The organism is Myxococcus sp. CA039A (genome assembly GCF_013336645.1).
Lineage (GTDB): Bacteria > Myxococcota > Myxococcia > Myxococcales > Myxococcaceae > Myxococcus > Myxococcus llanfairpwllgwyngyllgogerychwyrndrobwllllantysiliogogogochensis.
Window position 1 is genome coordinate 1 of record NZ_JABUMQ010000183.1, and the last position, 22324, is coordinate 22324.

A 22324-nucleotide genomic window follows, 5' to 3' on the forward strand; every position below is an offset into this window, starting at 1 on the left:
TGGTGGGCGTGAGACGCAAGCGGGTGGGGAAGGCGGCGCAGCCGCCCACCGTGCTGCTCATCGAGCCGCGGGCGGACGACCTGGAGCGGACCCGGATGCTCCTCGGGGAGGCCGGCTTCCGGGTGGTGCCAGTGACTCGCTTCGACGCGGCGGTGCCGCTGTTCGAGGTCATCCGCCCGGACGCGGTGCTGCTGGCGGTGCAGGCGCCGGACTATGGCGCCGTGCAGGTGGCGAGGAGGCTGCGGCAGATCAGCCGGGGCACCGTGCCGTTGCTCTACATGGTGGACCCCCACGACGTGGGGGCCTACCAGCACTGTCTGGAGAAGGGGCAGTGCGTGGACGTCGTGCCGCGGTCGGGCAGCGGGTCGGAGCTGGCGGTGAAGCTGCACGCGCAGCTGCGACTGAAGGCGGCCGTCCTGCGGGCGGCGTCAGGTGAGGAAGAAGACACGGCGCTGGCGCTGCATGACCCGGTGACGGGGCTTTACAACAAACCGTTCCTGCTCTCGCTCCTGGGCCTGGAGGTGCGCCGGTGCGAGCGGTATGGCGGGAGCTTCTCCGTGATCTCCGCGGAGGTCGGGGGCTGGAGTGCGATGCGCAAGGAGTACGGGCGCGGCATGGCGGAGCGTCTCTTGGTGTACAGCGCGGTGGTGCTGGGACAAACGGTGCGGGAAGCGGACGCGGTGGCCCGGGTGGGTGAGAGCCAGTTCGCGCTGATGTTGCCGGGGACTCCGGCGGAGGCGGTGCCGGTGATGCTGTCGCGGGTGGCCGCGCGCTTCGAGTCGGCGCGTTTCCAGGTGGACGGTCGGGTGGTGCGCACCACGTTGGAACTGGGGGCGGTGAGCTTCCCGGACACGGTGGGCACGCCTCAGCAGCTTTTGAGCGCGGCGCAGCAGGACATGCGGCGCACGCGTGAGTTTCGTCGGATGGCCGGGTCCATGACCCGGCTCTCGGTGTGAGGATGGGCGGAGGTTCGATGCAGAGGGCGAGCGGAGGCGAGGGGATGGATCGGATCGCGGTGCTGGTGGTGGATGACGAGGAGTCGGTTCGCACCTTCCTGTCCGAGTTGCTCGGCAGCGCGGGCTATCAAGTGCGCTGCGCGGGGAGTGGCGCGCAGGCGTTGGAGATGCTCGCGGGGGGCTCGTTCGACGCGGTGTTGCTCGATGTCGTGATGCCCGAAATGAGTGGCCTGGAGGTGCTGCGTCGCTACCGGGGCCAGGGTGGCAATGCCCCCGTGGTCGTGCTCAGCGGCCTGACGGGCGCGGACGACGCCGTGCGCGCCATGAAGATGGGCGCCAGCGACTATCTGTCGAAGCCCCTGGGCAATGACGAGTTGCAGGATGCCCTGGCCCGGGCGCTCGGCACGCGCGTGCCTGATCGCCAGGTGGTGCCTCCGCCCCTGGCGCCGCGTCCGGCGGTGGACACGGCGGCGGAATCCCGGGTGCTCATCTCCTCGTCTCCGTCCATGAGACGGGCGCGGGCGCTGGTGGAGCGCATCGCGAACGAGAACGTCCCGGTGCTGCTCCTGGGCGAGTCCGGCACGGGCAAGGAGGTCATCGCGCGGGAGATCCACGCACGCAGCCAGCGTCGCGGACGGCCGTTCATCAAGGTGAACTGCGCGGCGCTCCCTGGCGAACTCCTGGAGAGCGAGCTGTTCGGACACGAGCGCGGCGCGTTCACGGGCGCCACGGCGGAGAAGCCCGGCAAGTTCGAGCTGGCGGACCAGGGCACCATCTTCCTGGACGAGATTGGCGAGATGGCCATCCGGCTCCAGGCCAAGCTGCTCCAGGTGCTGCAGGACGAGGAGTTCTTCCGCGTCGGTGGCAAGAAGAGCGTCCGCGTGGACAGCCGCGTGGTGGTGGCGACCAACCGCGACCTGGAGAAGGAGATCGCGCTCGGCAACTTCCGCGAGGACCTCTACTACCGCCTCAACGTGGTGGCCATCCGCCTGCCGCCCCTGCGCGAGCGGCGCGAGGACGTGGTGCCGCTGACGGACCACTTCCTCAAGAAGTACGGCCGCCAGTACATCACCGGCGTCTCGGAGCTGCCCACGGAGGTGCTGCAGGCCTTCGCGGACTACGACTGGCCGGGCAACGTGCGCGAGCTGGAGAACATGGTGCGCCGGCTGTGCGTGCTCAAGGACCCGACGCTGGTGCTCGACGAGCTCAACGCCGCGGGTCGCTCTCCGGCGAGCGCGCCGTCCCTTCCCACCGCCTTTGGTGGCGACGACAGCGGCTACGGGCACCGCGCGGTGGAGGAGCATCCGCGTGGGCACCAGGGCTCGTCCGTCCAGGTGCTGGAGATGCCCTCGCGCAGCGTGTCCCCGACCACGGCGGCTGCGCACAGCCAGGCCCATGCGTCCGCGGTGATGGAGCCGATGAACTCCGTGATTCCGGCGCCGCGCTACGTCAATCCGTTCGATGTGCCGCAGCCTCCGCCTCCGCCTCCACCGGCGGGAGAGCTGTCGCTGAAGGACATCGGCAAGCGCGCGGCGATGCTGGCCGAGCGCGAGGCCATCCTCGCCATGCTCCAGCGCACCGCGTGGAACAAGCGGCGCGCGGCCGGCAAGCTGCGCATCAGCTACAAGGCGCTGCTCTACAAGATCAAGGAGTGCGGAATCATCGACCCGCGCGCCAGCGCGGAGCTGTGATCGGTACGCCACGGCTTGCCTTTGCCCCCCGGCTTTCGCTATCGCGGGGGGCATGACTCCTTCCCTGGTCTTCCTGGGCTCCGGTTACACGCTGACGCGACTCGCGGTGGCGCAGGCCCAGGCAGGACGAGACGTCCTCGCGGCCACGCGGGATTCCGCCCGACGCGAGGAGCTGGTGCGCGCGGGCGCTCGCGTCTCCTCGCTGGAAGACGCGCTGCTCCAGACCCAGGGCGCGCATGTCGTCGTCTCCGTTCCACCCGAGGCGGGGCTCGACGGCGCCATCGCCAGCGCGCTCGCGGCCCGGCCTCCCGCGCGACTCGTGTACCTGTCCTCCACCGGTGTCTATGGCAGTGCTCGGGGGGCGGTGGACGAGGACACGCCGGTGGACGTCGCCTGGCCCTCGTCACTCGGTCGCCTGGAAGCGGAGTCGCGCTACCTGTCGCTCGGAGCGATGGTGCTGCGCATCGCCGGCATCTATGGCCCCGGGCGCGGTGCCCACTCCCGCCTGCTGTCCGGCAACCTCCGCCTGCCGGAGCGCGGAGGGCGCATCTCCCGCGTCCACGTGGATGACCTGGGCGCGGCCATCCTCGCGGGGCTCGAGCAGGGAACGCCCGGGGCCCTGTACTGCGTGGCGGATGATCGCGCCGCGCCCCTGGAAGAGACCGTCACCTGGCTGGCGCATCGGCTGGCCATGTCGGTGCCTCCGCGGGTGCCCCTGGAGACGCTGCATGAGTCCCTGCGCGGTGACAGGGCCATCTCCAATGCCCGGCTCAAGGAGCTGGGCTGGCTGCCGCGCTACCCGGACTTCACCGTGGGCTTCGCCGCGGTGCTGAAGGAGGAAGGGCGCACGAGCGGGGAGGGCGACGTCGTCATCCGCCCGGTGTTTCCCGACGAGGCGGAGGCCTTCCGGGCGATGCGGCTGCGCTCGCTGACGGAGCACCCGGAGGCCTTCGGGTCCTCGTTCGAGGAGGAGTCCGAGTTCGCGCTGGAGGTGTTTCGCGGGCGGCTCGAGTCGACGGATTCGCAGCGGGTGCTGGGGGCCTACGACGGGACGCGGTTGGTGGCCGTGGTGGGCGTGCGCCGGGAGCCCCGTCTCAAGTCCGCGCACAAGGCCTTCGTCTGGGGCATGTACGTGGCCGAGGAGGCGCGCTCACGCGGTGTTGGCCGCCGGCTGCTCGTCGCCATCCTCGCCGAGGGGCGAAAGCTCCCAGGCGTCGAGCAGCTCCTCCTGGCCGTCGTCTCCGGCAACGCCGCTGCGCACACCCTGTACCGCTCCGTTGGCTTCCAGACATATGGGGTGGAGCCCCGGGCGCTGAAGATCGGCGGCGCCTATGTCGACGAGGAGCTGATGGTCCTCACGCTCTGAGGCGAAACCCCGCGCGCACATCCTCGCACCCGGCCTGTCGCTTCAGGTCGAGCCCGCGACGTGTCGTTTGTTTGCGCCACCCGGCGATGGCGGGTGACAGATCCACGACGCCATGGTGTTCCAGGGAACGGAGGACGCGGAGGTGGCCTGGATGGAGGGCCGCGCTGACCGCGCTGGAGGCTTCGTGAGCATGGCCCTGTGCACCCCTGACTGGCTGCTGGAGCGAATCGCCCTGGGTGAGCTTCCCTCGGAGTCGCTCGCCGCCGCCCGCGCCAAGCTGGAGCAGGAACCCCACGGGGCCGCGCGGCTCGCCCGGCTGGAGTCGGACTCGCGCGAGACGCTGGTCCGTCACCCCCCCGAGTCCGTGAGCCGGGAAGTGGCTCGTCGCCTCCGCACCGCCCAGCTTCAGGCGAACGCGGCGCGGCAGCCGGAGCGCCAGGGCTGGCACGGGTGGTCCCTGAGCATGCCGGTGGCCGCGTCCCTGGTGCTGCTGTTCCTGTCCGCGCAGCAGGACGTGGTGGAGTCGCCTTCGCTGCTGCCCGTGCGCGTCGAGCTGCTCGAGACGGTGGGCATCAAGGGCGATGCCCGGTTGCTGGTGTATCGGCAGGACGCGGGAGCGCCGGAGCTGCTGTCGGACCACACGCCCGCCCGCACCGGAGATCTGCTCCAGCTCAGCTACATTTCCGGGGGCCATCGCCATGGCGTGGTGGTCTCCGTGGACGGACGAGGCGCTGTGACGCTGCATCACCCCACCACCCTGGTGGGGCCCACGAAGCTTCAGTCGGGAGACGCGGTGTCCTTGACGCATTCCTACGAACTCGATGACGCACCGGGTTTCGAGCGCTTCTTCCTCGTCACCTCGGATTCGCCGCTGGACGTGGGGTCCGTGCTGGAGGCCGCGCGCCTGCTGGCCCGTCACCCCACCGAGGCGAGCATCCGGCCGCTCCCGCTTCCGGGTACCCTGGCCCAGACATCCTTCACGTTGGAGAAAGTGCCGTGATGCCGCGGTCGCTCCTGTTCCTGTCCCTGTTGCTTCCCACGCTGGCCATGGCGGCTCCCGCCACGCCCGCGCCCGTCGCCGTCCGTCGCTTCGCGCTGCTGGTGGGCGTCAACGATGGAGGCCCTGGCCGTGCCCGGCTCCGCTATGCCGTCACCGACGCGAGCTCCTTCGGCAATGTGCTGGAGGAGCTGGGCGGAGTGTTGCCTCAAGACCGGCTGATGATGCTGGAAGGAGACCGCGCGGCGCTGGAGCAGGCGCTGGCGCGCTTCAAGGCCATGGTCGGCGCGGCGAAGGCCCCGGGGGCTCGCACCGAGGCGCTCATCTACTACTCGGGCCACTCGGACGAAGAGGGCCTGCTGCTGCACAAGGACCGCTTCGGCTACCGCGAGCTGCGCCAGGCGCTGGAGCAGCTCCCCGCCGACGTGCGCATCGCCATCCTCGACTCGTGTGCCTCCGGCACGCTGGCGCGCCAGAAGGGCGGCGTGCGCCGACCCGCCTTCCTCGTCGACACGTCCTCCGCCGTGCGCGGCCACGCCATCCTCACGTCCTCCTCCGAGGACGAGGTGTCGCAGGAGTCCGACCGCATCGGCGGCTCGTTCTTCACGCACAACCTGGTGTCCGGCCTGCGCGGCGCCGCCGACTCCACGGGCGACGGGCGCGTCACGCTCCACGAGGCCTACCAGTTCGCCTTCCACGAGACGCTCGCGCGCACCGAGCGCACGCGCGCCGGCGCCCAGCACCCCGCCTATGACATCGAGCTGGCCGGCACGGGCGAGCTGGTGATGACGGACCTGCGCACCACGTCGGCCGTGCTGGTGATGGGCGAGGGCGTCGAGGGACGCCTGTACGTCCGTGACGAGCCCGGACGTCTGGTGGTGGAGCTCAACAAGCTGGCGGGCCGCGCCACGGAGCTGGGCCTGCAGCCCGGTCGCTACACGGTGATGCGCGAGTCGCGCGGCGCCAGCTCCCAGGCCGCGCTGGTGGTGGGGGAGGGCGGGCGCACGGTGCTCGCCGACACCGCCTTCGTGCCGATGGCGGGCGAGCTGACCGCGATGCGCGGCGGCGCTCCCGTCGCGGGCGCGGGCTCGCAGCCGATGGTGACGCCGGTGGACCGCGCGGGGCACACCTACCGCTTCCTGAACCTGGGGCTCGCTCCGAAGCTCCAGACCAACGACCTCTTCGGCGCGAATGGCGAGGTGGACAACGCCCTCTCCGTGTCGCTGGGCGTGGCGAGCCTGGGACGGCTGGATGGCTTCGCGATGGCGCTGGGCGCGAACTGGAACTCGGACTCCATCCGCGGCGTGCAGACGGCCATCGGCGGCAACGTGGTGCGCGGCGAGGTGGACGGCATGCAGCTCGCCGTGGGCGGCAACTGGGCCAGTGGGCCGGTGGGCGGCATGCAGCTCGCCGTGGGCGTCAACGTCGCGCGGCAGGGCGGAACGCTGGGCCAGCTCGCGGTGGGCGCCAACGTGTCCAGCACGTCGATGTCCGGCACGCAGATGGCGGTGGGTTCCAGTTGGGTGGATGGCGATTTCGAGGGTTACCAGGCCGCGGTGGGCCTCAGCATGGTGCGCGGCAAGATGTCCGGCGTGCAGATGTCGGTGGGCATGAACTGGGCCGATTCGGCGCGCGGCGCGCAGCTGTCGCTCATCAACATGGGCGGTGACGTGGACGGCATGCAGCTGGGCCTCATCAACGTCGCGGGGAAGATGAACGGCGTGCAGCTGGGCCTCATCAACGTGGTGAAGGACCTGGAATCCGGCGTCCCGGTGGGCCTCTTGAACATCGTGAGCAACGGCCAGTTCCACGTCGAGGCGTACGGCAGCGACGTCAACTACGCCAACGTCGCGCTCAAGGTCGGCAGCCGCTACCTGTACACCACGCTCGTCGTCGGCATGGGCTCCACGGCGAACGCGCGCGGCCCCAGCCACTGGACGACGGGTGTGGGCATCGGCGGCCACGTACCGCTGACCGAGCGCTTCTTCTTCGACGTGGACGTGGTGACGAACAACATCCACGAGTGGGGCGGCGCGTTCGAGGGCAACCGGCTGCTGCACCAGGCCCGGCTGATGGCGGGTTTCCAACTGGCCTCCCGCTTCGCCATCATCGCCGGCCCTACCTTCAACGTCATGCACACCACGGACGGTGAACCCGTGACGTCGCTCAGCCAGTTCTCCAAGACCTCCGACCGGGACGTCCTGTTCTGGCCTGGAGTCCAGGTAGGTCTGCGTCTCTGATGGACGGTGTCCGGAGTGGAGCGGATGGCTCCCATCAGCCGGACGAAATCGAAGCCCCCCAGAACGCCTTTCCAGCCGGTGCTTACCGGTGAGAGGCTGGCCGAACGGCCGTTGGATGGCCGGGCAATCCTTGCCCTGGGGGCACGATGTCCAAGTTGCTGTTCGCGGCATTCAACGAGGGCGCCAAGCTCTCGATGACCGGCCAACACGAAGCCGCGATCTCCGCCTTCGACAAGGTCCTCGCCGTGGACCCCAAGCACTTCCCGGCCCTCACCGCGCGGGGCTCCTCGCTCGCACGGCTGGGCCGCACCGAAGAAGCCCTGCGCTGCTTCGAGCGCGCCATCGACGTGGACCCGTCCGCCGCGGACCCGCATCGCGACGCCGCCCTCTGTCAGCTGGAGCTGGGAGAGCCGGAGGCCGCCGCGCAGCTGATGGAGCGCGCCATCCAGCTCAACGCGGACCCTGGCTACCGCGAGGCCTCCGCCATCGAAGTCTATGAGCGGGGCAACGCGCTGCTGACCCGGGGCCCTCGGCGCCCGGACAAGGCGCGCTACCGGCAGGCCCGCCACACCTTCGAGCTGGCCCTGGAGCTGTCTCCCGCCTACGTCGAGGCCGCCAAGGCCCTGTCCGACGTGTGGGAGCACCTGGGCGACACCGCCCAGCGAGACCACTACGCCCAGCTCGCCCTGCGCCTGCGGCCCGTGGGGGGCTGAGCGAGCGACGGAACAGGGGGCCGCGCGCCCTGACGCGCGCTCATCCCCGTCCTCGAAGGGATGACGCCCTTCGTGGACGCATTGCCCCGCTCCCGATGTTACCCATCCGCGCGGGCATTCCGCGCTACAATTCCAGATTAATACGAAAACACTGCCCGGAGAATCCAGAAGATGATTGTCATGCTCGAGCCGGACTCCCCCGAGTCCGTGGTGTCCGCCGTCCTCCAAGCCGCCTCTCAGTACAAGGGCGTGACGCCTCGGCCTCACGTCATGGAGGGCGCGGAGTACACCGTGACGGAGGTGTACCTGCTGGGCCCCACAGCGCAGATTCCCACGGAGGTCTTCGAGCAGATTCCGGGCGTGCGGCAGGTGGTGCGCGTCTCGCAGAAGTACCGCGTCATCGGCCGGCACAAGGGCCAGCGGGCGTCCACGGGCTTCGACTACAACGGCGTGACGTTCGACGAGCGCTCGGTGCAGTTGTTCGCCGGCCTGTGCGCGGTGGACACGAAGGAGAACGTGGATTCGATGATGGCGGCGCTCGCGCGCTGCGACATCCGCACCACGCGCATGGGGGCGTACAAGCCGCGCACCAACCCGTACGAGTTCCAGGGGCTGGGTGCCGCGTGCCTTCCGTGGGTGTTCGAGTCCGCGGGCAAGCACGGCATCAAGGTCGTCGCCATGGAGGTGACGCACCCCCGGCACATCGACGAGATTCGCGACGCGCTGGAGCGCTCGGGCAACGCCACGGGCGTCATGCTCCAGGTGGGCACGCGCAACGCGCAGAACTTCGAACTGCTCAAGTCCATTGGCCAGCAGCGCGTCTTCCCCGTGCTCTTCAAGCGCGGCATGGGGATTACGTTGGAGGAGTCCCTCAACGCATGCGAGTACATCGCGAGCGAGGGCAACCCCAAGATTGTCTTCTGCCTCCGCGGCGTGAAGACGCACCTGGGTGACCCGCACCGCAACATGGTGGACTTCGCCCACGTGCCGGTGGTGCGCCGGCTCACACGCATGCCCGTGTGCGTGGACCCGTCGCACGCCATTGGCCGCGCGGACGCGCCGCCGGACGGCCTGCCGGACATCTTCCACTCCATTGGCCAGGGCCTCATCGCGGGCGCGTCCATGGTGCTGGTGGACTTCCACCCGCACCCGGAAGCGGCCCTGTGCGACGGCCCTCAGGCGCTGCGGTTGGAGCAGCTCGCGTCGCTCCAGCGCTACACGCAGATTGTCCGCGAGGCGTACCTGTCCGTCGTGAAGAACGGCGACGGCAGCCAGCTCATCCCGGCGTAGCGGCTCAGGCCACGCCGTAGCTGCCGAGGACCCGTAGGGTGATGCAGGCCGCCTGGGCGGCCTCCACCGCCTCACGCACCCGCGGGTCCTCCAGCGCGCCGTCCACGTCCAGGCACCACACGTACTCCCACGCGCGGCGCTGGGGTCGGGACTCCAGGCGGGACACTTCCAGTCCCCGTCCGGAGAAGGCCCCCAGCACGCGGTACAGCGCGCCGGGCTCGTTCTGGACGGTGAAGGCCAGCGCCGTCTTGCGACGCTTCCACGCGCGCGGCGGCGCGACGCCCACCGTGACGAAGCGCGTGTGGTTGTCGGGCGAGTCCTCCACGCCTTCTTCCAGCACCGTCAGGCCGTACAGCTCCGCGGAGACGCGGCTGGCGATGGCGGCCGTGCGCGGCGGGGCCTGCTCGGCGACCTTGCGCGCGGCGACGGCGGTGTTGGCCTCCGCCACGGGCTGGATGCCGCGCCGTCGCAGGTAGCCCGCGCACTGCGCCAGTGCCTGGGGATGTGACAGGGCCCGCTCGACGTCCTCCAGCACGAGGCCCGGCGGCGCGACGAGGCAGTGGTGGATGCGCAGCGACAGCTCGCTGGAGATCTGCAGGTCATGCTCCAGCAGCAGGTCCACGTTCTCCACCACGGGCCCGCCCAGCGAACTCTCCACGGGGAGCACGCCTGCCTCCACGCGGCCCTCCGCCACCGCCTCGAAGACGGCGCGGAAGGTGGGGCAGGGGATGGCCTCCACGTCCGGTCCGTAGAGCGCGCGCAGCGCCTCTTCTCCATACGCGCCGTGCTCTCCCTGGAAGCCGACGCGGCGCCTGGACTGCTCAGCCATGGCTCCCCTCGGCGCGGCCATACGTCCCCAGCACGCGCAGGAAGGAGGTCAGCGGCCGGATGTCCTCCAGCGCGGCCGTCAGCGGCGCGGAGGCCGCATGGCCCTCCACGTCCACGTAGAAGCGGTACTGCCACGGGCTGCCCGGAATGGGACGCGACTCCAGCTTGCTCAGATTGACGCCGCGCAGGGTGAGCCGCTGGAGCATCTCCCCCAGCGTGCCCGGCTTGTGCTCCAGCACCATCAGCAGCGACGTCTTGCACGGCACGCCCGGGGCCAGCGGCGTGGCCTCGCGGCCCACCTCCACGAAGCGCGTGTAGTCGAACTCCGGCTGCAGCTCCCGCGCGAGCACCTCCAGGCCGAAGCGCTGCGCGGCCGTTTCGCTGGCGATGGCGGCGACGGTGGCGTCGTTGCGCTCACGCACCTTCTGCGCCGCGCCCCCCGTGTCCGCGTCCGGCACCGCGCGCGCCCACGGCAACTTCTCTCGCAGGAACGCCTCGCACTGGGCCAGGGCCTGCGGATGGGAAATCACCTCGCGCAGTCCCTCCAGCTTCGCGCCCGGCAGGCCCAGCAGCCGATGGTCCACCTGGCTCACCAGCTCCGCGGTGATGACCACGCCGCCCTCGGCGAGCAGGTCATACGTCTCGTTCATGCTGCCGGCGGTGGTGTTTTCAATCGGCAGCAGCGCCAGGTCCATCTCCCCGCGACGCAGCGCCTCCACCAAATCTCGCGAGTGGTCGAACCCGGTGAGCAGCACGCCCCCGGCGCGGCCCGTATAGCGGCGACGCGCGGCCAGGTGGCTGTACGAGCCTTCGACGCCCGGATACCCCACGCGCAGCGGGGTGGTGTCCAGCCGCGTGACGAGCGCCTGCTGGCGCGCGACGGACATGTCGATGACCAGCCGCCAGAAGCGCTCCACCTCGTGCGGGTCCAGGCCGTGCTCGGCGGCGCGGGTGCGGATGCGGCGCAGCAGGAGGTCCTCGCGACGCTGGTCCCTGAACGGCGCGGCCGTGGCCAGCTTGGAGCGGGCCACGTCATCGGCCAGGTCCATGCGGCGGCGGAGCGCGTCGAGGATCTCCTCGTCGATGTTCTCGATGGCGGTCCGCAGCGCGTCCAGGTCCAGCGGCGACGTCATCGCGCGGACTCCGCCAGGTTCCGGGACATGAGGTGGTGCGGTCCGATGCCCGGCAGCTCGAACGCGTCTCCATGCTGCACGAAGCCCAGCGAGCGATAGAAGCCCGAGGCCGTCGACCGCGCGTTGCACCACAGCTGCGTGCCCTTCTGTGTCACGGCGTGCTCCATGCAGGCCTTCAGCAGGGCCGCGCCCAGGCCCTGTCCCTGTCGTCCCTGCTCCACGGCCATGCCCCGCAGGCGCCAGGCGGTGATGGCCTTCAGCGCGTAAGGTGGCGGCTCCCGGTACAGGGAGGCCACTCCGAGCAGGCGGCCTTCCGCATACAGGCCCAGATGGAGGGTGTCCTTGTCGTCATCCCCTGGATAGACGACGGCCTCGGGAGGCTGGTGGGGGCGGAGGACGGCGCGGCGCAGCCCGCGGGTCTCGTCGGCTGGAATCCGGCGGATTTCTGATGAGCTCACGATTCGAGTATGCCGGTTTCCGACCTCGTGCGTCCTCATTCCGTGGAAGCCGACGAGGAGGTCGTTTCACCGTGAAGGGTACCGCCATCCTGGAGGAGCCTGGAAGCCCAGCGCGCGCCGTGGCCGCGTTGGATTTCGACGCGCTCCTGGAGGCGGAGCAGGGCGTGTTGCTGCGGCTGGCTCGGCGGTTGGTGTGGGATGGGGAGGAGGCGAGGGACCTGGTGCAGGCCGCCCTGGCTGATGCCTACGAGAAGCGTCATTTGCTGAGGGACGCGAAGGCCGGGCCCGCCTGGCTGCGCCGCATCCTGGTGTCGCGGGCCATGGGCCACTTGCGGCGGCGGCGCGTGTGGAACGTGCTGCGTGAAGCCCTGGACTGGGGGACGCCGCTGGACCTCTCTCCGGAGGAGCGTTTCGTCGGCGCCGAGCGGTGGCGGGCGTTGGGCCGCGCGGTGCGAGCGCTCCCCGCGCAGCAGTCCACGGCCTTCACCCTGCGCTACCTGGAAGGTTTGGAGCTGGACGCCGTCGCGGAGGCGATGGGCATTGGCCGGGGCACCGTCCGCATCCACTTGTATCGCGCACTCAAGAAGCTCAAGGCCGAACAGGCCCTGGAAGGAGACACGCCATGAGATGCCACGACGTGGCCACCGCCCTCCTGGAGTCCTCGCCACCGTGGCCTCCGGAAGCGCGGGTCCACCTGGAGGGCTGTGAGGACTGTCGCACGCTGGCCGCCGTGCATGCCTCGGCGTCCGGGCTGCGCCTGCCCCAGCCGCCGCCCCTGGCCCCCGTGCCTCGCGAGGCCGTGCTGCGGGAAGTGCGTCGCCGCAAGGTGCGCCGTCGCGCCGTCGCGGGGGTCGTCGCCTCCTTCTGTGTCGGTCTGGTGACGTGGCTGTCGGGCCCCGGGGCTCCGCCCTCACCAGGTGCCCCCGCGCTCCACGAGGCGCGGGTGGAAATGCCCGACGAGTCTGGCACCGCGCCGCATCCCGAGCTGGGCCTGCGTCGCGCCGAGGGGGCCGACGACGTCGACCTGGACTCCGTGGCCCGGGCCGTTCGCGCCGAGCGCGGCTCGCTGTCGTGGCTCGTCACGGAGGTGCGCGGCTACTCGCGCCGAGACGTGGTGTTCCGCGACGACACCTACAAACCTTTTGGGACGATGGCCGCGTGGCTGCGTCCCCCTGATTCCCGCGCGCTGGAAAACCCGCCGTTCCGAACGGCGGTCCTCCCACTCAATCCACAGGAGTCGTTGCCATGAAGAAGACACCCGTTGCCACGCTGCTCACGGCCGCGCTGGCCCCGCTGCTGCTGTCGCCCATGTCCGCCCTGGCCCAGCCGGAGGATGACTTCGTCCTTCACCGCCAGGGTCCTGGCGCCCCCATGATTCACCACGTGGGGCCCGGCGGAGGCGCGCTTCCTCCGGGACAGTTCCCCGCCGCCGCTCACGGTATCCCCCCGCACCTGGTGGAGAAGCTGGGTGTTCCGCGCGAGGTGGCCAAGCAGGTGCAGGAGCTGACGTTCGATGCCAACGAGGCCATCATCCCGCTGGAGGCGGACCTGAAGCGGGCGCAGCTCCAACTGGAGCGCCTGTTGAGCGCGGACTCCACCGACGAGAACGCCGTGCTCAAGCAGGTGGACGAGGTGGGCCGCGCGGAGACGGCGGTGCGCCGCAACCGCCTGGGGTTGATGGTGCGCATCAAGAAGCTGCTCGGCCCCGATCTGTGGCGCAAGCTGGAGGCGGAGCTGGGCACGGTGCGCATCCAGAAGCGCATCGAGATTCGCAAGGGTCCTCCGGGTGACGGTGAGGCCGGAAGTCCCCCGCCGCCGCGCAAGCCGTAGCGTTCCGGACAGACGCGGGCCCATTCGACCTGCCCCTCCAAGGTGTCGCGGATGGGCCCGCGTATCCTGGGCGTCATGGCCAACCTTCCGGACCATGAGCGTCAGCTGGAGGAGGATGCCGCCCAGCTCCAGCGACTGGGGTATGCGCAGCAGCTCTTGCGCGGCATGGGCGGCTTCTCCAACTTCGCCGTCTCCTTCTCCATCATCTCCATCCTCACCGGAGCGGTGACGCTCTACGGCCACGGGCTGCGCTTCGGCGGGCCCTTCGTCATGGGCGTGGGCTGGCCCCTGGTCGCGGTGATGACGCTGGCGGTGGCGGCGAGCCTCGCGCAGCTCGCGTCGTCCTTCCCCACCGCGGGCGCGCTCTACCACTGGGCCGCGATGCTGGGCGGCCCCCGGGTGGGCTTCTTCACCGCGTGGCTCAACACACTGGGCCAGTTCGCAATCACCGCGGGCATCGACTATGGCCTGGCCGAGTTCCTCGCGGACATGCTCGGCTGGCCTCGCGAGCGCGCCTCGGTGCTGCCCCTGTACGCGGCCATCCTCCTGTCCCACGCGGTGTTGAACCACGTGGGCGTGCGCGTCGTCGCGTGGCTCAATGACTTCTCCGCCTGGTACCACGTCGCGGGCGTCGCGGTGCTCATCGGCGCGCTCGCGGTGTTCGCTCCGAAGCAGGACGCGGCCTTCCTGCTCACGCGCTTCAGCTCGGAGACGCCGTGGTACGCCTACGGCTTCCTCATCGGCCTCTTGCAGGCGCAGTGGACCTTCACCGGCTACGACGCCAGCGCGCACATCTCCGAGGAGACGCGAGACCCCACGCGCAACGCCCCCTGGGGCATCTTCCTGTCCGTGGCCGTCAGCGCCGTGGCGGGCTATCTGCTCCTGGGCGCGGTGACGCTGGCCATCCAGGACCTGCCGACGACGGCCGCCGCGGCCAATCCGTTCCTGTACGTGCTGACGCAGGCGCTGGGCCCCTCGCTCGGGGGCGCGCTGGTGTGGGTGGCCATTGGCGCCATGTGGTTCTGTGGACTGTCCTCGGTGACGTCCAACTCGCGCATGCTGTTCGCCTTCGCGCGCGACAACGGGCTGCCCGCGTCGAAGTGGCTGGCCCAGGTGTCGCAACGCTTCCGGAGTCCCGCCGTGGCGGTCTGGGTGTCCGTGGCGGGCTCGGGACTGGTCGCGCTGTGGGCGGAGGCGTACGCGGCCATGGTGGCGCTGAGCACGCTGGCGCTCTACGCGTCCTACGCCTTGCCCATCTGGGTGGGCTTGCGCGCCCGCCGCGCCGGCACGTGGTCCCACCGGGGGCCTTGGGACCTGGGCCGCGCGTCGCCGTGGGTCAACGGCGTGGCGCTGACATGGAGCGCGGTGGTGATGGTGCTGTTCGTGCTGCCGCCCAACCAGCTCGCCGGCTACACGTTCGCCGGCGCGCTGGTGCTGCTGGGGCTCTACTGGGGCTTCTTCCAGCGCCACACCTTCACGGGGCCCCAGGTGACGCTGCTGAGGCCTCCCGCGTCCAGGGCTACTTCGGCAGCGCCGTCTTCCCCATCTTCAGGATGAGCTTGAAGTGCTCGGCGGTGACGGAGGCCACGCTGAGCCGGCTGCGGGTGATGAGCGGGAAGTCCTTCAGCGTGGCGGTGGCCTTGACGGTGGCCAGGTCCACGGCCTGCTTGAAGGGGAGGAGGGCCGCCACCTTCACGGAGGCCCAGTCCTCGTCGGGCGCCGTGGAGTCGGGACCCGCGGAGGTGAGCACCTTCGCGATGCCGACCACGGCCTTGCCTTCATTGGAGTGGTAGTAGAGGCAGAGGTCGCCGGGCTTCATCGCCCGCAGGTTGTTGCGCGCCTCGAAGCTGCGGATGCCCGTCCACTCCGTCTGCTTGTCCTTCTCGAGCTGCGCGTACGCGTAGACCGACGGCTCGCTCTTGATGAGCCAGTACTGGGGGTTCGCCATGGCGGCGCACCATAGAGCAGCACGGCCGCTAGTGCAGCCAACGCGACGGTGCGCCGGGACTCCCGGGCGATGTGCTCGAGTCGTCCACGCTCCCCGTCGTCACCCGCACCTCCAGCAGGGTGCGCTCGACGGACCGGAGCCCCGAGGCCAGGGCGAGCGCCACGCCCTTCGGGTCGTGGAACGTGGACCCACCCCCGGTGTTTCCCCCGGTCAGCGCGGACTCGAGCAGGGCGACCTCCTGCTCCCACAAGTCCGTGAGCAGCGGGTCCAGGCGGGGCAGGACGTCGAGCAGGGCCTCCGAGGACACGTGCAGCTCCTGGAGGATGCGCTCGACCTGCTCCTGTCGGGTCTCCACGAAGGCCGCCACCTTGGTCTCCGGGGTGGGCGCTCGCGCGACTGCCTGCTCTATCCGCGCGAAGGCATCACACCAGACCTGCCTCACCACCACCGCGAACAAGGCCTCCTTGCTCTCGAAGTGGCCGTGGACGCGCCCCGGCTCCAGGCCCGCGCGCCGGGCGATGTCCTCCAGCGAGGAGGCGGAGAAGCCGAGCCGGGCGAAGCTCTCCGTGGCGGCGGCGAGGATGGCGGTGCGGTGCTCGGTGCTCATGGTCTTGTTCGGGGTCTCGAGGGTGAGGACTGCGAACGGCTGTGCGTCGCGGGTGACTTCGATGCCACCCCCAGGGCCGACCTACTTCGAGCCGCTGCTCATGAGCGTGAGGAGGCGGTCCGCGAGCCTGAAGGTGATTTCCTGCTCCAGCGGGTCCATGGTTCCGATGAAGAAGCCCAGGCCCGTCTCGATGCGGTTCGCGATTTCGGCGTAGAGCGCTCGGCCCGCCGCCGTGAGCGTGTTGACCACGGTGCGCCGGTCGTCGGGATGCCGGGTTCGTGCGACCAGGCCCCGGTGCTCCAGCCGGTCCACCACGCCGGTGATGCTCTTGTCATTGATGTCCGCGAGCCGCGAAAGCTCACCGGTGTGCAGGGGCCCGTCGTAGCCCAGCCAGAGAATCACGTGGAACTGGGGCGAGCTGAGGTCCTCTTCCTGGCAGAGCTGGCTGATGGGGTCCCGGAGGACGGCCCGTGCCCGGTTGAAGCTCATCAGCTTTTGCAGAAGGCTCGCCCCCAGCTCGCGCTGCGCGGGGGTGCACTTGAGCGGGGAGGGTGTCGCCTTCTTCGCGCCCTTCTTCGTCCGGACCATGCCCGGCGAGAAATACACCACATCACGGATACTCCGCAATGTGGGCTGACCACGCCGTGACGGACGGGGCGACCGGGAGCGCCGAACACCGGGCTGGCGAGGGGCCCCCCCAGCCGTTACCAACCGCCGCCTATTTCGAGAGGGAACGAATGGACCTGGATCTGAAGAACAAGGTTGCGCTGGTGAGCGGCTCCACGGCGGGCATTGGCCTGTCCATCGTGGAGGCCCTGGCCCGGGAGGGCGCGGAGGTCATCGTCAATGGACGCACGAAGGAGCGCGTGGACGCGGCCATCGCGGAGGTCCGCCGCAAGCAGCCGGACGCGAAGCTGCGCGGAGTTCCGGGAGACCTGGGCACGAGCGAGGGCGCGGCGCTGATGGTCAAGGCCGTTCCCCATGTGGACATCCTGGTCAACAACCTGGGCGTGTTCGAACCCAAGCCCTTCGAGGCCATCTCCGACGAGGACTGGCTGAACATCTTCGACGTGAACGTGATGAGCGGCGTGCGGCTCAGCCGGTACTACCTCAAGGGCATGCGCGAGAAGAACTGGGGCCGCATCGTCTTCATCTCCAGCGAGTCCGGCGTGCAGATTCCCGTGGAGATGATTCACTACGGCGTCACGAAGACGGCGCAGATTGCCCTGGCGCGCGGAATCGCGGAGGGCCTGTCCGGGACGAACATCACCTCGAACTCCATCCTCCCGGGGCCCACGCGTTCGGAAGGCGTGGAGGAGTTCCTCAAGAGCTTGTCGAAGCAGCAGGGCGTGGACGTGGCCACGGTGGAGCGCGAGTTCTTCAAGAGCGCGCGGCCGTCGTCGCTGCTCCAGCGCTTCGCGCGCACGGACGAGGTCGCCTCGCTGGTGGCCTTCGTGTGCAGCCCTCAGGCGTCGGGCATCAACGGCTCGGCGCTGCGCGTGGATGGCGGAGTGGTGCGCGCCATTCCTTGAGTGCGACCCCTGACGGGGTTGACGTCTGAAAAACAAAAGGCCCGATGTCCTCGCGGGCATCGGGCCTTGTACTGATATCTCGTGTCGAGGCGTCAGGCCTGGTTCGCCATGCCTCGCGTCGTGTCCTCGGCCGTCTTGCCGCTCAACAGCGCGCTGCTCGCGTAGAGGGCCAGCCCCATCACCCCGAGCGCCGCCGCTTCCGTCTGGGCCGCGAAGGCGACGCCCATCCACGTCATCACTCCGGTTCCCATCGCGAACGCCGCCGCCACCGCCCCCGCTGCCTTCCTCATCCGCTCGCTCCCTGTCTGCCGGGCCCAGGGGCCCGTTGTGGAACCAAAACTCCTCTCCCTCAACAGACTTCAATTCGCGTGCCGCGCACACACGGTGCGGAATGAGAAGCCACGTGCCCCGCAGTGGGAAAATGTCTTCCATCAACAGGAGGGAGACTGTCGAAAACACCGGGCCATCCCCCCGTCCGATGCCAGTAATTCTTCCCGGACCGCGGGAGGTCGAATCGCTGGGCATTTCGTAACCCACGACGATCCATGGGTTTTCCCTCCCAGGGCTGCATGGCACACCCGCTGCTATGGCAACCGCGCCGGGTAGGACGGGACGAGTTCCGCGGGTGCGGGACTCCAAGAGACATCCGCAGCGACGAGGGAGAGGACGATGGGCAAGACGAGCGCGGGGTTCTGGACGGTGTTGGGGGTGATGCTCCTGGGCGGGTGTGCGCACCAGCCTGCGGTGAAGGTGGACAACGCCGAGCAGCCTTACCGCATTGGACGGGAGGATGTGCTGGACGTCGCGGTGTGGCGCGACGCGGAGCTGTCTCGCACGCTGCCGGTTCGCCCCGACGGCTACATCTCCATGCCGATGGTGGGCGAGGTGCTGGCCGCGGGCAAGACGCCGACGGAGCTGGCCGAGGCGTTGAAGAGCAGCTTCCAGCCGTATGTGCAGGAGCCGCGCGTGACTGTGATTGTCCGCGAGGTCAACAGCAGCCGCGTGTTCGTCACCGGCGAAGTCACGCATCCGGGCGCCTATCCGCTGCGCGGCCGCGTGTCGCTCATCCAGGCCATCGCCCTGGCGGGCGGCTTCACCGACTTCGCCAATTCGGATGGCATCGTCGTCATCCGCAGCGACGGCAACGGCGGGCAGATTCCGGTGCGCTACAGCGACCTCATCTCTCCCGACGGGAGCCAGGACGTCATGCTTCGGCCCGGTGACACCATCGTCGTGCCGTGAAGCGTCGTCGGAAGTCGAGTGAGGGGTCCATGGACGGTGGGTGGCGTAGGCGAGGGAGGACGACGGTGAAGGGCGACTGGAAGAAGTGGCTGCTGACGGGCCTCATGCTCACCGCGCCGGCCGTACCGGCGGCGACCGTGTGGGAGCCTCGGCTGAGAATCGCCGCCGAGGAACGCTACGACGACGACCTGCGCCTGGGCGCGGGCGCCACGGGCGGCCAGCTGATGACGAAGCTGTCGCCGCGCCTGGGGGTCGAGGGCAGGGACGAACGGCTGAACCTCAACGGCTACTACGGCGCGGACGTGCTGATGCGGCACGGCTCCGGCAAGGTGACGTTGGACCACCGCGGGGCACTGGAGCTGCGGCACCTGTTGTCGCGGCGGCTCCGGGTGGACACGAACGTGCGCGTCTTCCGCGTCACGGACCCCACCTCGCTGCCTCGCGATGGTCTGGCCCGCTCGACGTCACCCACGTTCTTCACGCAGGCCCGGTTGGGACTCACCGCGCGCGCGTCGGAGCGGGTGGACGTGCGCGTGGGTTACGGAATCGAAGTGGTGCGCATCCTCGAGAGCGGCCAGGAGCCGGGCTATGCCCACACGCCGTCCCTGGAGGTGATGTACCGCACCACGCGCCGGCTGACCCTGGGCGTGGAGTACCGCTACCAGGGCTTCTATTACGACAACTCCCTGTCCCAGGCGCATGGCGTGGCGGGCACGTTGCGCTATCGCCTGACGCGGCCCACCACGCTCATCGTTCGCGGTGGACCGGTGCGCTACCTGGCGCCGGACGGGCAGGAGGGCGGGTGGGTTCCTCGCGTGAATGTGGAGCTGGCGCGCGAGGGTGAGCTGTTCGACCTGGGCTTCGCCGTGGGGCACGACCTGGTCGGCGCCAGCGGTTTCGCCACCGCGCTGTGGGCGGACTACGCGTCGCTGATGCTGGCGCGGCGGTTCGACCACCAGTTCTCGGCGTTTGGAGCGGCCAGCTTCTTCCGCAACGGGCGAGCGCCCTCGCGGGACTGGACGACGTTTGGCAGCACCCCCCTGGTTTCCCAGGGGTACGCGGTAGGTGCAGGGGTGGAGTACCGCTTCAGCCGCCAGGTGGCGGCTCAGGGAGCGGTGGACCGGATTGCCCAGGTGGGCGTGGCGGAGTCGGCGGGCGCTGCGGGAGATCTGACGCGCAACGTTTTCGCTGTCCGTCTCATCGTGACGGCGTGGTGACAACACGTGAGTGGGTTGGTGGAGGAGCGGATCATGGAGCGTGGGATGACGGCGGACCAGCTGTTGGCCTCTCTCTGGCGCCGCAAGGCGTTGGTGGGAGCCATCACAGCAGCGGTATTCGCGGTGGGAGCGGCCATCGTGATGACGCGGCCGAGCATGTACGAAGCGTCGGCGGTGGTCCGCGTGGAGCCGCAGCGGCCAGGGGAGGAAATGGTGCAGCGCACGGTGAGCGAGCTCATCGAGCAAAGGCTGCTCACGGTGCGCCAGGAGCTCATGGCACGCCCCGTGCTCCAGAAGGCCATCGAGGAAATGAACCTCTATCCGGACATCGTGTCCGAGAAGGGCATGGAGACGGCGGTTGCGCAGATGCGCAAGGACCTGCAGGTGCGCGTGGAGGGTGAGACGGCGTTCGAAATCACCTACACCAACCGCGACCCGCAGGTGGCCGCGCAGGTGGCCAACCGGCTACCGACCATCTTCTCCGAGGAGACGCTGAAGCTGCGCCAGGCGCAGGCGGCGCGTGCCACGGACCTCTTCACCGAGGAAATGGGCAGCATGGGCAAGGCGGTCTCCAACTGGGAGCGAAAGATTTCCCAGTTCAAGGTGGACCACCTGGGCGAGCTGCCCGAGCAGATGGAGATGAACATGCGAGGGCTCGAGCGCGTGTCGCACGAGCTGCAGACGAAGTCGGAGGAGCTGCGCGTGGCGGAAGCGCGCCGTTCGGACCTGGCGCGGGCTCGCAACGCGGTGGACAGCGAGGCCGGTCGCCTGGAGTCCGCGGAGAGCGGGCTGACGCGGGCCCTGGTGAATGCACGCACGACGTGGACGGAGGACCACCCGGAGATCAAGCGCATGCAGACCGAGCTGGACGGGATGACGACGCGCCGCAAGGAGGCCGAAGGCCGCCTGTGGGCGGAGCGTGCCGAGCGCGGCCGGGTGGCATCGCTCATCGAGGTCATCCAGAAGGACATCGTCGACCTGCAGGGGAAGGCGGAGGCGTACCAGGCCCGGCTGAACAACACGCCGAAGTGGGCGCACGAGCTGGGGGTGATGAACCGCGACTACGAAATCGCGCGCACCAAGTACCAGAGCGTGGTGAGCCGCAAGGTGGAGGCGGAGATTGCCCAGGAGCTGGAGGCCAAGAGCTCCAAGAGCCTGTTCAACGTCATCTCCCCCGCGGGCGTGCCGGTGACGGCGGCGAGGCCGGACCGGATGACGGGGCTGGTGATTGCCCTGCTGGTGGCGCTGGGCCTGGGCATCCTCACGGGCGCGGTGCTGGAGATGCGTGACGACAGCCTGCGCGATGGCTCGGAAGTGCGCCAGCGCCTGACGCTGCCGGTGTTGGCGGTGGTGCCGGACATGCAGGGCAAGACGGAGCGGCGCGTGCTGATGCCGTCCCAGGGCGGACGCAACAACGTGTCCTCCCCCACCTCTTTGAACTGACACCCAAAGGAAAGGACGGAAACCGAACATGGACCAGACGATGGAGCGGGCGGGCAACTTCCTCCCGCGGGTGGATGAGAACTCGACGAACCCGAACGCGGTGGACCGGCGGGTGGTGACGCTGACCGCGCCGGCCTCGGCGGCGGCGGAGCAGTACCGCAGCCTGTATTACCGGCTGGAGCGGATGCGGGAGCTGCGCCCCATGAAGGTGGTGGCGCTGACCTCCGCGATGCCCGGCGAGGGCAAGACGGTGACGAGCGTCAACCTGGCGATGGCGGCGGCCCGGGCGAATCCGGACCGGCGCATCCTGCTGGTGGACGCGGACCTGCGGCGCGGCGGTGTGGCGGCCACGCTGGGGGTGCGCAACAAGACGGGCCTGGCGGAGCTGTTGTCCGGCGAGGTGGAGGTGCGGGACGTGGTGCGTCGCTTCGCGGCCACGCGCCTGGCCCTCATCCCCGCCGGCACCGCGCCGGAGGAGCCCTCGCAGGTGCTGGCCAGCCCTCGGATGAAGCAGTTCCTCAAGGCGGTGCGTGAGGGCTTCGACGAGGTGTACATCGACCTGCCGCCGACGCTGCCGTTCGCGGACGCGGCCATCCTGGGGCACCAGGTGGACGGGGTGCTGATGGTCATCCGCGCCAACGTGACGCCGGGCAAGACGGTGCACCAGGCGGTGGAGCAGCTGGCCGGGGCGCCCGTGTTGGGGTGCGTGCTCAACGGCGCGGAGGTGCATGCGACGCCGTACCTGAAGAACTACGAGAAGCAGAAGTAGAGGGCGGTAGCCTCCGCCCCGCGTCCCGGTGACGGGAGTGGGGCGGAGGTGACGAGTCGAGGGG

General features: G+C 69.8%; 23 protein-coding genes. 16 read left to right on the top strand and 7 right to left on the bottom strand.

What is annotated here, in order from left to right:
• Positions 1–2: 2 nt before the first annotated feature.
• From HR086_RS27690 to HR086_RS27720, 7 genes are all read left to right on the top strand, one after another.
• Positions 3–956, top strand: coding sequence for a GGDEF domain-containing protein (locus HR086_RS27690; RefSeq protein WP_246137420.1), 954 nt, complete (start codon positions 3–5; stop codon positions 954–956).
• A gap of 44 nt (positions 957–1000) precedes the next feature.
• Positions 1001–2647, top strand: coding sequence for a sigma-54 dependent transcriptional regulator (locus HR086_RS27695; protein WP_141645296.1), 1647 nt, complete (start codon positions 1001–1003; stop codon positions 2645–2647).
• A gap of 52 nt (positions 2648–2699) precedes the next feature.
• Positions 2700–4013: a GNAT family N-acetyltransferase gene (locus tag HR086_RS27700; RefSeq protein ID WP_174467127.1), complete on the top strand. Its 1314-nt coding sequence runs from the start codon at positions 2700–2702 to the stop codon at positions 4011–4013.
• Positions 4014–4203: 190 nt separating this feature from the next.
• Positions 4204–5013: an ActD protein gene (locus HR086_RS27705; RefSeq protein ID WP_174467129.1), complete on the top strand. Its 810-nt coding sequence runs from the start codon at positions 4204–4206 to the stop codon at positions 5011–5013.
• Entirely contained in the window at positions 5013–7250 is a 2238-nt protein-coding gene (locus HR086_RS27710) for a caspase family protein (RefSeq protein WP_174458626.1), read from the top strand. The genes HR086_RS27705 and HR086_RS27710 overlap by 1 nt, the downstream gene beginning before the upstream one ends.
• A gap of 146 nt (positions 7251–7396) precedes the next feature.
• Positions 7397–7963 (top strand): tetratricopeptide repeat protein, encoded by a 567-nt coding sequence (locus HR086_RS27715; RefSeq protein ID WP_141645299.1) that lies wholly within the window; start codon positions 7397–7399, stop codon positions 7961–7963.
• 171 nt (positions 7964–8134) lie between these two features.
• Positions 8135–9253, top strand: a complete 1119-nt coding sequence (locus tag HR086_RS27720) for a 3-deoxy-7-phosphoheptulonate synthase (protein ID WP_141645300.1) — start codon at positions 8135–8137, stop codon at positions 9251–9253.
• A gap of 4 nt (positions 9254–9257) precedes the next feature.
• On the opposite strand, the gene pheA is transcribed toward HR086_RS27720, so the two are convergent.
• From pheA to HR086_RS27735, 3 genes are read right to left on the bottom strand one after another with little or no spacing between them, the layout of a single operon-like run.
• A complete protein-coding gene (gene pheA / locus HR086_RS27725) occupies positions 9258–10082 on the bottom strand; it encodes a prephenate dehydratase (protein ID WP_174458628.1) in 825 nt (274 codons plus the stop codon).
• Positions 10075–11214: a bifunctional chorismate mutase/prephenate dehydratase gene (locus HR086_RS27730; protein ID WP_141645302.1), complete on the bottom strand. Its 1140-nt coding sequence runs from the start codon at positions 11212–11214 to the stop codon at positions 10075–10077. Before HR086_RS27730 ends, pheA begins: the two co-directional genes overlap by 8 nt.
• Positions 11211–11672 (bottom strand): GNAT family N-acetyltransferase, encoded by a 462-nt coding sequence (locus HR086_RS27735; RefSeq protein WP_174458629.1) that lies wholly within the window; start codon positions 11670–11672, stop codon positions 11211–11213. Before HR086_RS27735 ends, HR086_RS27730 begins: the two co-directional genes overlap by 4 nt.
• Before the next feature lie 71 nt (positions 11673–11743).
• On the opposite strand from HR086_RS27735, the gene HR086_RS27740 reads away from it, so the two are divergent.
• The 4 genes from HR086_RS27740 to HR086_RS27755 are packed head-to-tail and all read left to right on the top strand — an operon-like array spanning position 11744 to position 15059.
• Positions 11744–12298 carry an RNA polymerase sigma factor gene (locus HR086_RS27740; RefSeq protein WP_141645304.1) on the top strand — a complete coding sequence of 185 codons (555 nt, stop codon included), beginning with the start codon at positions 11744–11746 and terminating at the stop codon, positions 12296–12298.
• Positions 12295–12921 (top strand): hypothetical protein, encoded by a 627-nt coding sequence (locus HR086_RS27745; RefSeq protein WP_174458630.1) that lies wholly within the window; start codon positions 12295–12297, stop codon positions 12919–12921. Before HR086_RS27740 ends, HR086_RS27745 begins: the two co-directional genes overlap by 4 nt.
• Entirely contained in the window at positions 12918–13502 is a 585-nt protein-coding gene (locus tag HR086_RS27750) for a periplasmic heavy metal sensor (RefSeq protein ID WP_174467128.1), read from the top strand. The genes HR086_RS27745 and HR086_RS27750 overlap by 4 nt, the downstream gene beginning before the upstream one ends.
• Before the next feature lie 51 nt (positions 13503–13553).
• Entirely contained in the window at positions 13554–15059 is a 1506-nt protein-coding gene (locus HR086_RS27755) for an amino acid permease (protein WP_254626495.1), read from the top strand.
• On the opposite strand, the gene HR086_RS27760 is transcribed toward HR086_RS27755, so the two are convergent.
• The 3 genes from HR086_RS27760 to HR086_RS27770 form a co-directional block, all read right to left on the bottom strand.
• Positions 15022–15450, bottom strand: a complete 429-nt coding sequence (locus HR086_RS27760; RefSeq protein WP_141645307.1) for an EVE domain-containing protein — start codon at positions 15448–15450, stop codon at positions 15022–15024. The two genes, HR086_RS27755 and HR086_RS27760, sit on opposite strands and share 38 nt — an antisense overlap.
• Before the next feature lie 28 nt (positions 15451–15478).
• Positions 15479–16057: a TetR/AcrR family transcriptional regulator gene (locus HR086_RS27765; RefSeq protein WP_174458631.1), complete on the bottom strand. Its 579-nt coding sequence runs from the start codon at positions 16055–16057 to the stop codon at positions 15479–15481.
• 81 nt (positions 16058–16138) lie between these two features.
• Positions 16139–16666, bottom strand: a complete 528-nt coding sequence (locus HR086_RS27770; protein WP_371817378.1) for a MarR family winged helix-turn-helix transcriptional regulator — start codon at positions 16664–16666, stop codon at positions 16139–16141.
• A gap of 128 nt (positions 16667–16794) precedes the next feature.
• On the opposite strand from HR086_RS27770, the gene HR086_RS27775 reads away from it, so the two are divergent.
• Complete coding sequence (locus HR086_RS27775) at positions 16795–17589, top strand: SDR family NAD(P)-dependent oxidoreductase (RefSeq protein WP_174462655.1); 795 nt, start codon at positions 16795–16797, stop codon at positions 17587–17589.
• Positions 17590–17681: 92 nt separating this feature from the next.
• Here the strand turns inward: HR086_RS27775 and HR086_RS27780 are convergent, their stop codons facing one another.
• The gene (locus HR086_RS27780; protein ID WP_141645311.1) at positions 17682–17879 is read right to left on the bottom strand and encodes a hypothetical protein; all 198 of its coding nucleotides are present in this window, start codon (positions 17877–17879) and stop codon (positions 17682–17684) included.
• A gap of 379 nt (positions 17880–18258) precedes the next feature.
• On the opposite strand from HR086_RS27780, the gene HR086_RS27785 reads away from it, so the two are divergent.
• The 4 genes from HR086_RS27785 (at position 18259) to HR086_RS27800 (ending at position 22260) form a co-directional block, all read left to right on the top strand.
• A complete protein-coding gene (locus tag HR086_RS27785; protein WP_174458632.1) occupies positions 18259–18831 on the top strand; it encodes a polysaccharide biosynthesis/export family protein in 573 nt (190 codons plus the stop codon).
• A gap of 65 nt (positions 18832–18896) precedes the next feature.
• Positions 18897–20048: a hypothetical protein gene (locus HR086_RS27790; protein ID WP_174458633.1), complete on the top strand. Its 1152-nt coding sequence runs from the start codon at positions 18897–18899 to the stop codon at positions 20046–20048.
• A 33-nt stretch (positions 20049–20081) separates the two neighbouring features.
• Positions 20082–21491, top strand: a complete 1410-nt coding sequence (locus HR086_RS27795; protein ID WP_141645314.1) for a Wzz/FepE/Etk N-terminal domain-containing protein — start codon at positions 20082–20084, stop codon at positions 21489–21491.
• 28 nt (positions 21492–21519) lie between these two features.
• Positions 21520–22260 carry a CpsD/CapB family tyrosine-protein kinase gene (locus HR086_RS27800; protein WP_141645315.1) on the top strand — a complete coding sequence of 247 codons (741 nt, stop codon included), beginning with the start codon at positions 21520–21522 and terminating at the stop codon, positions 22258–22260.
• The last annotated feature ends 64 nt before the right edge of the window (positions 22261–22324 follow it).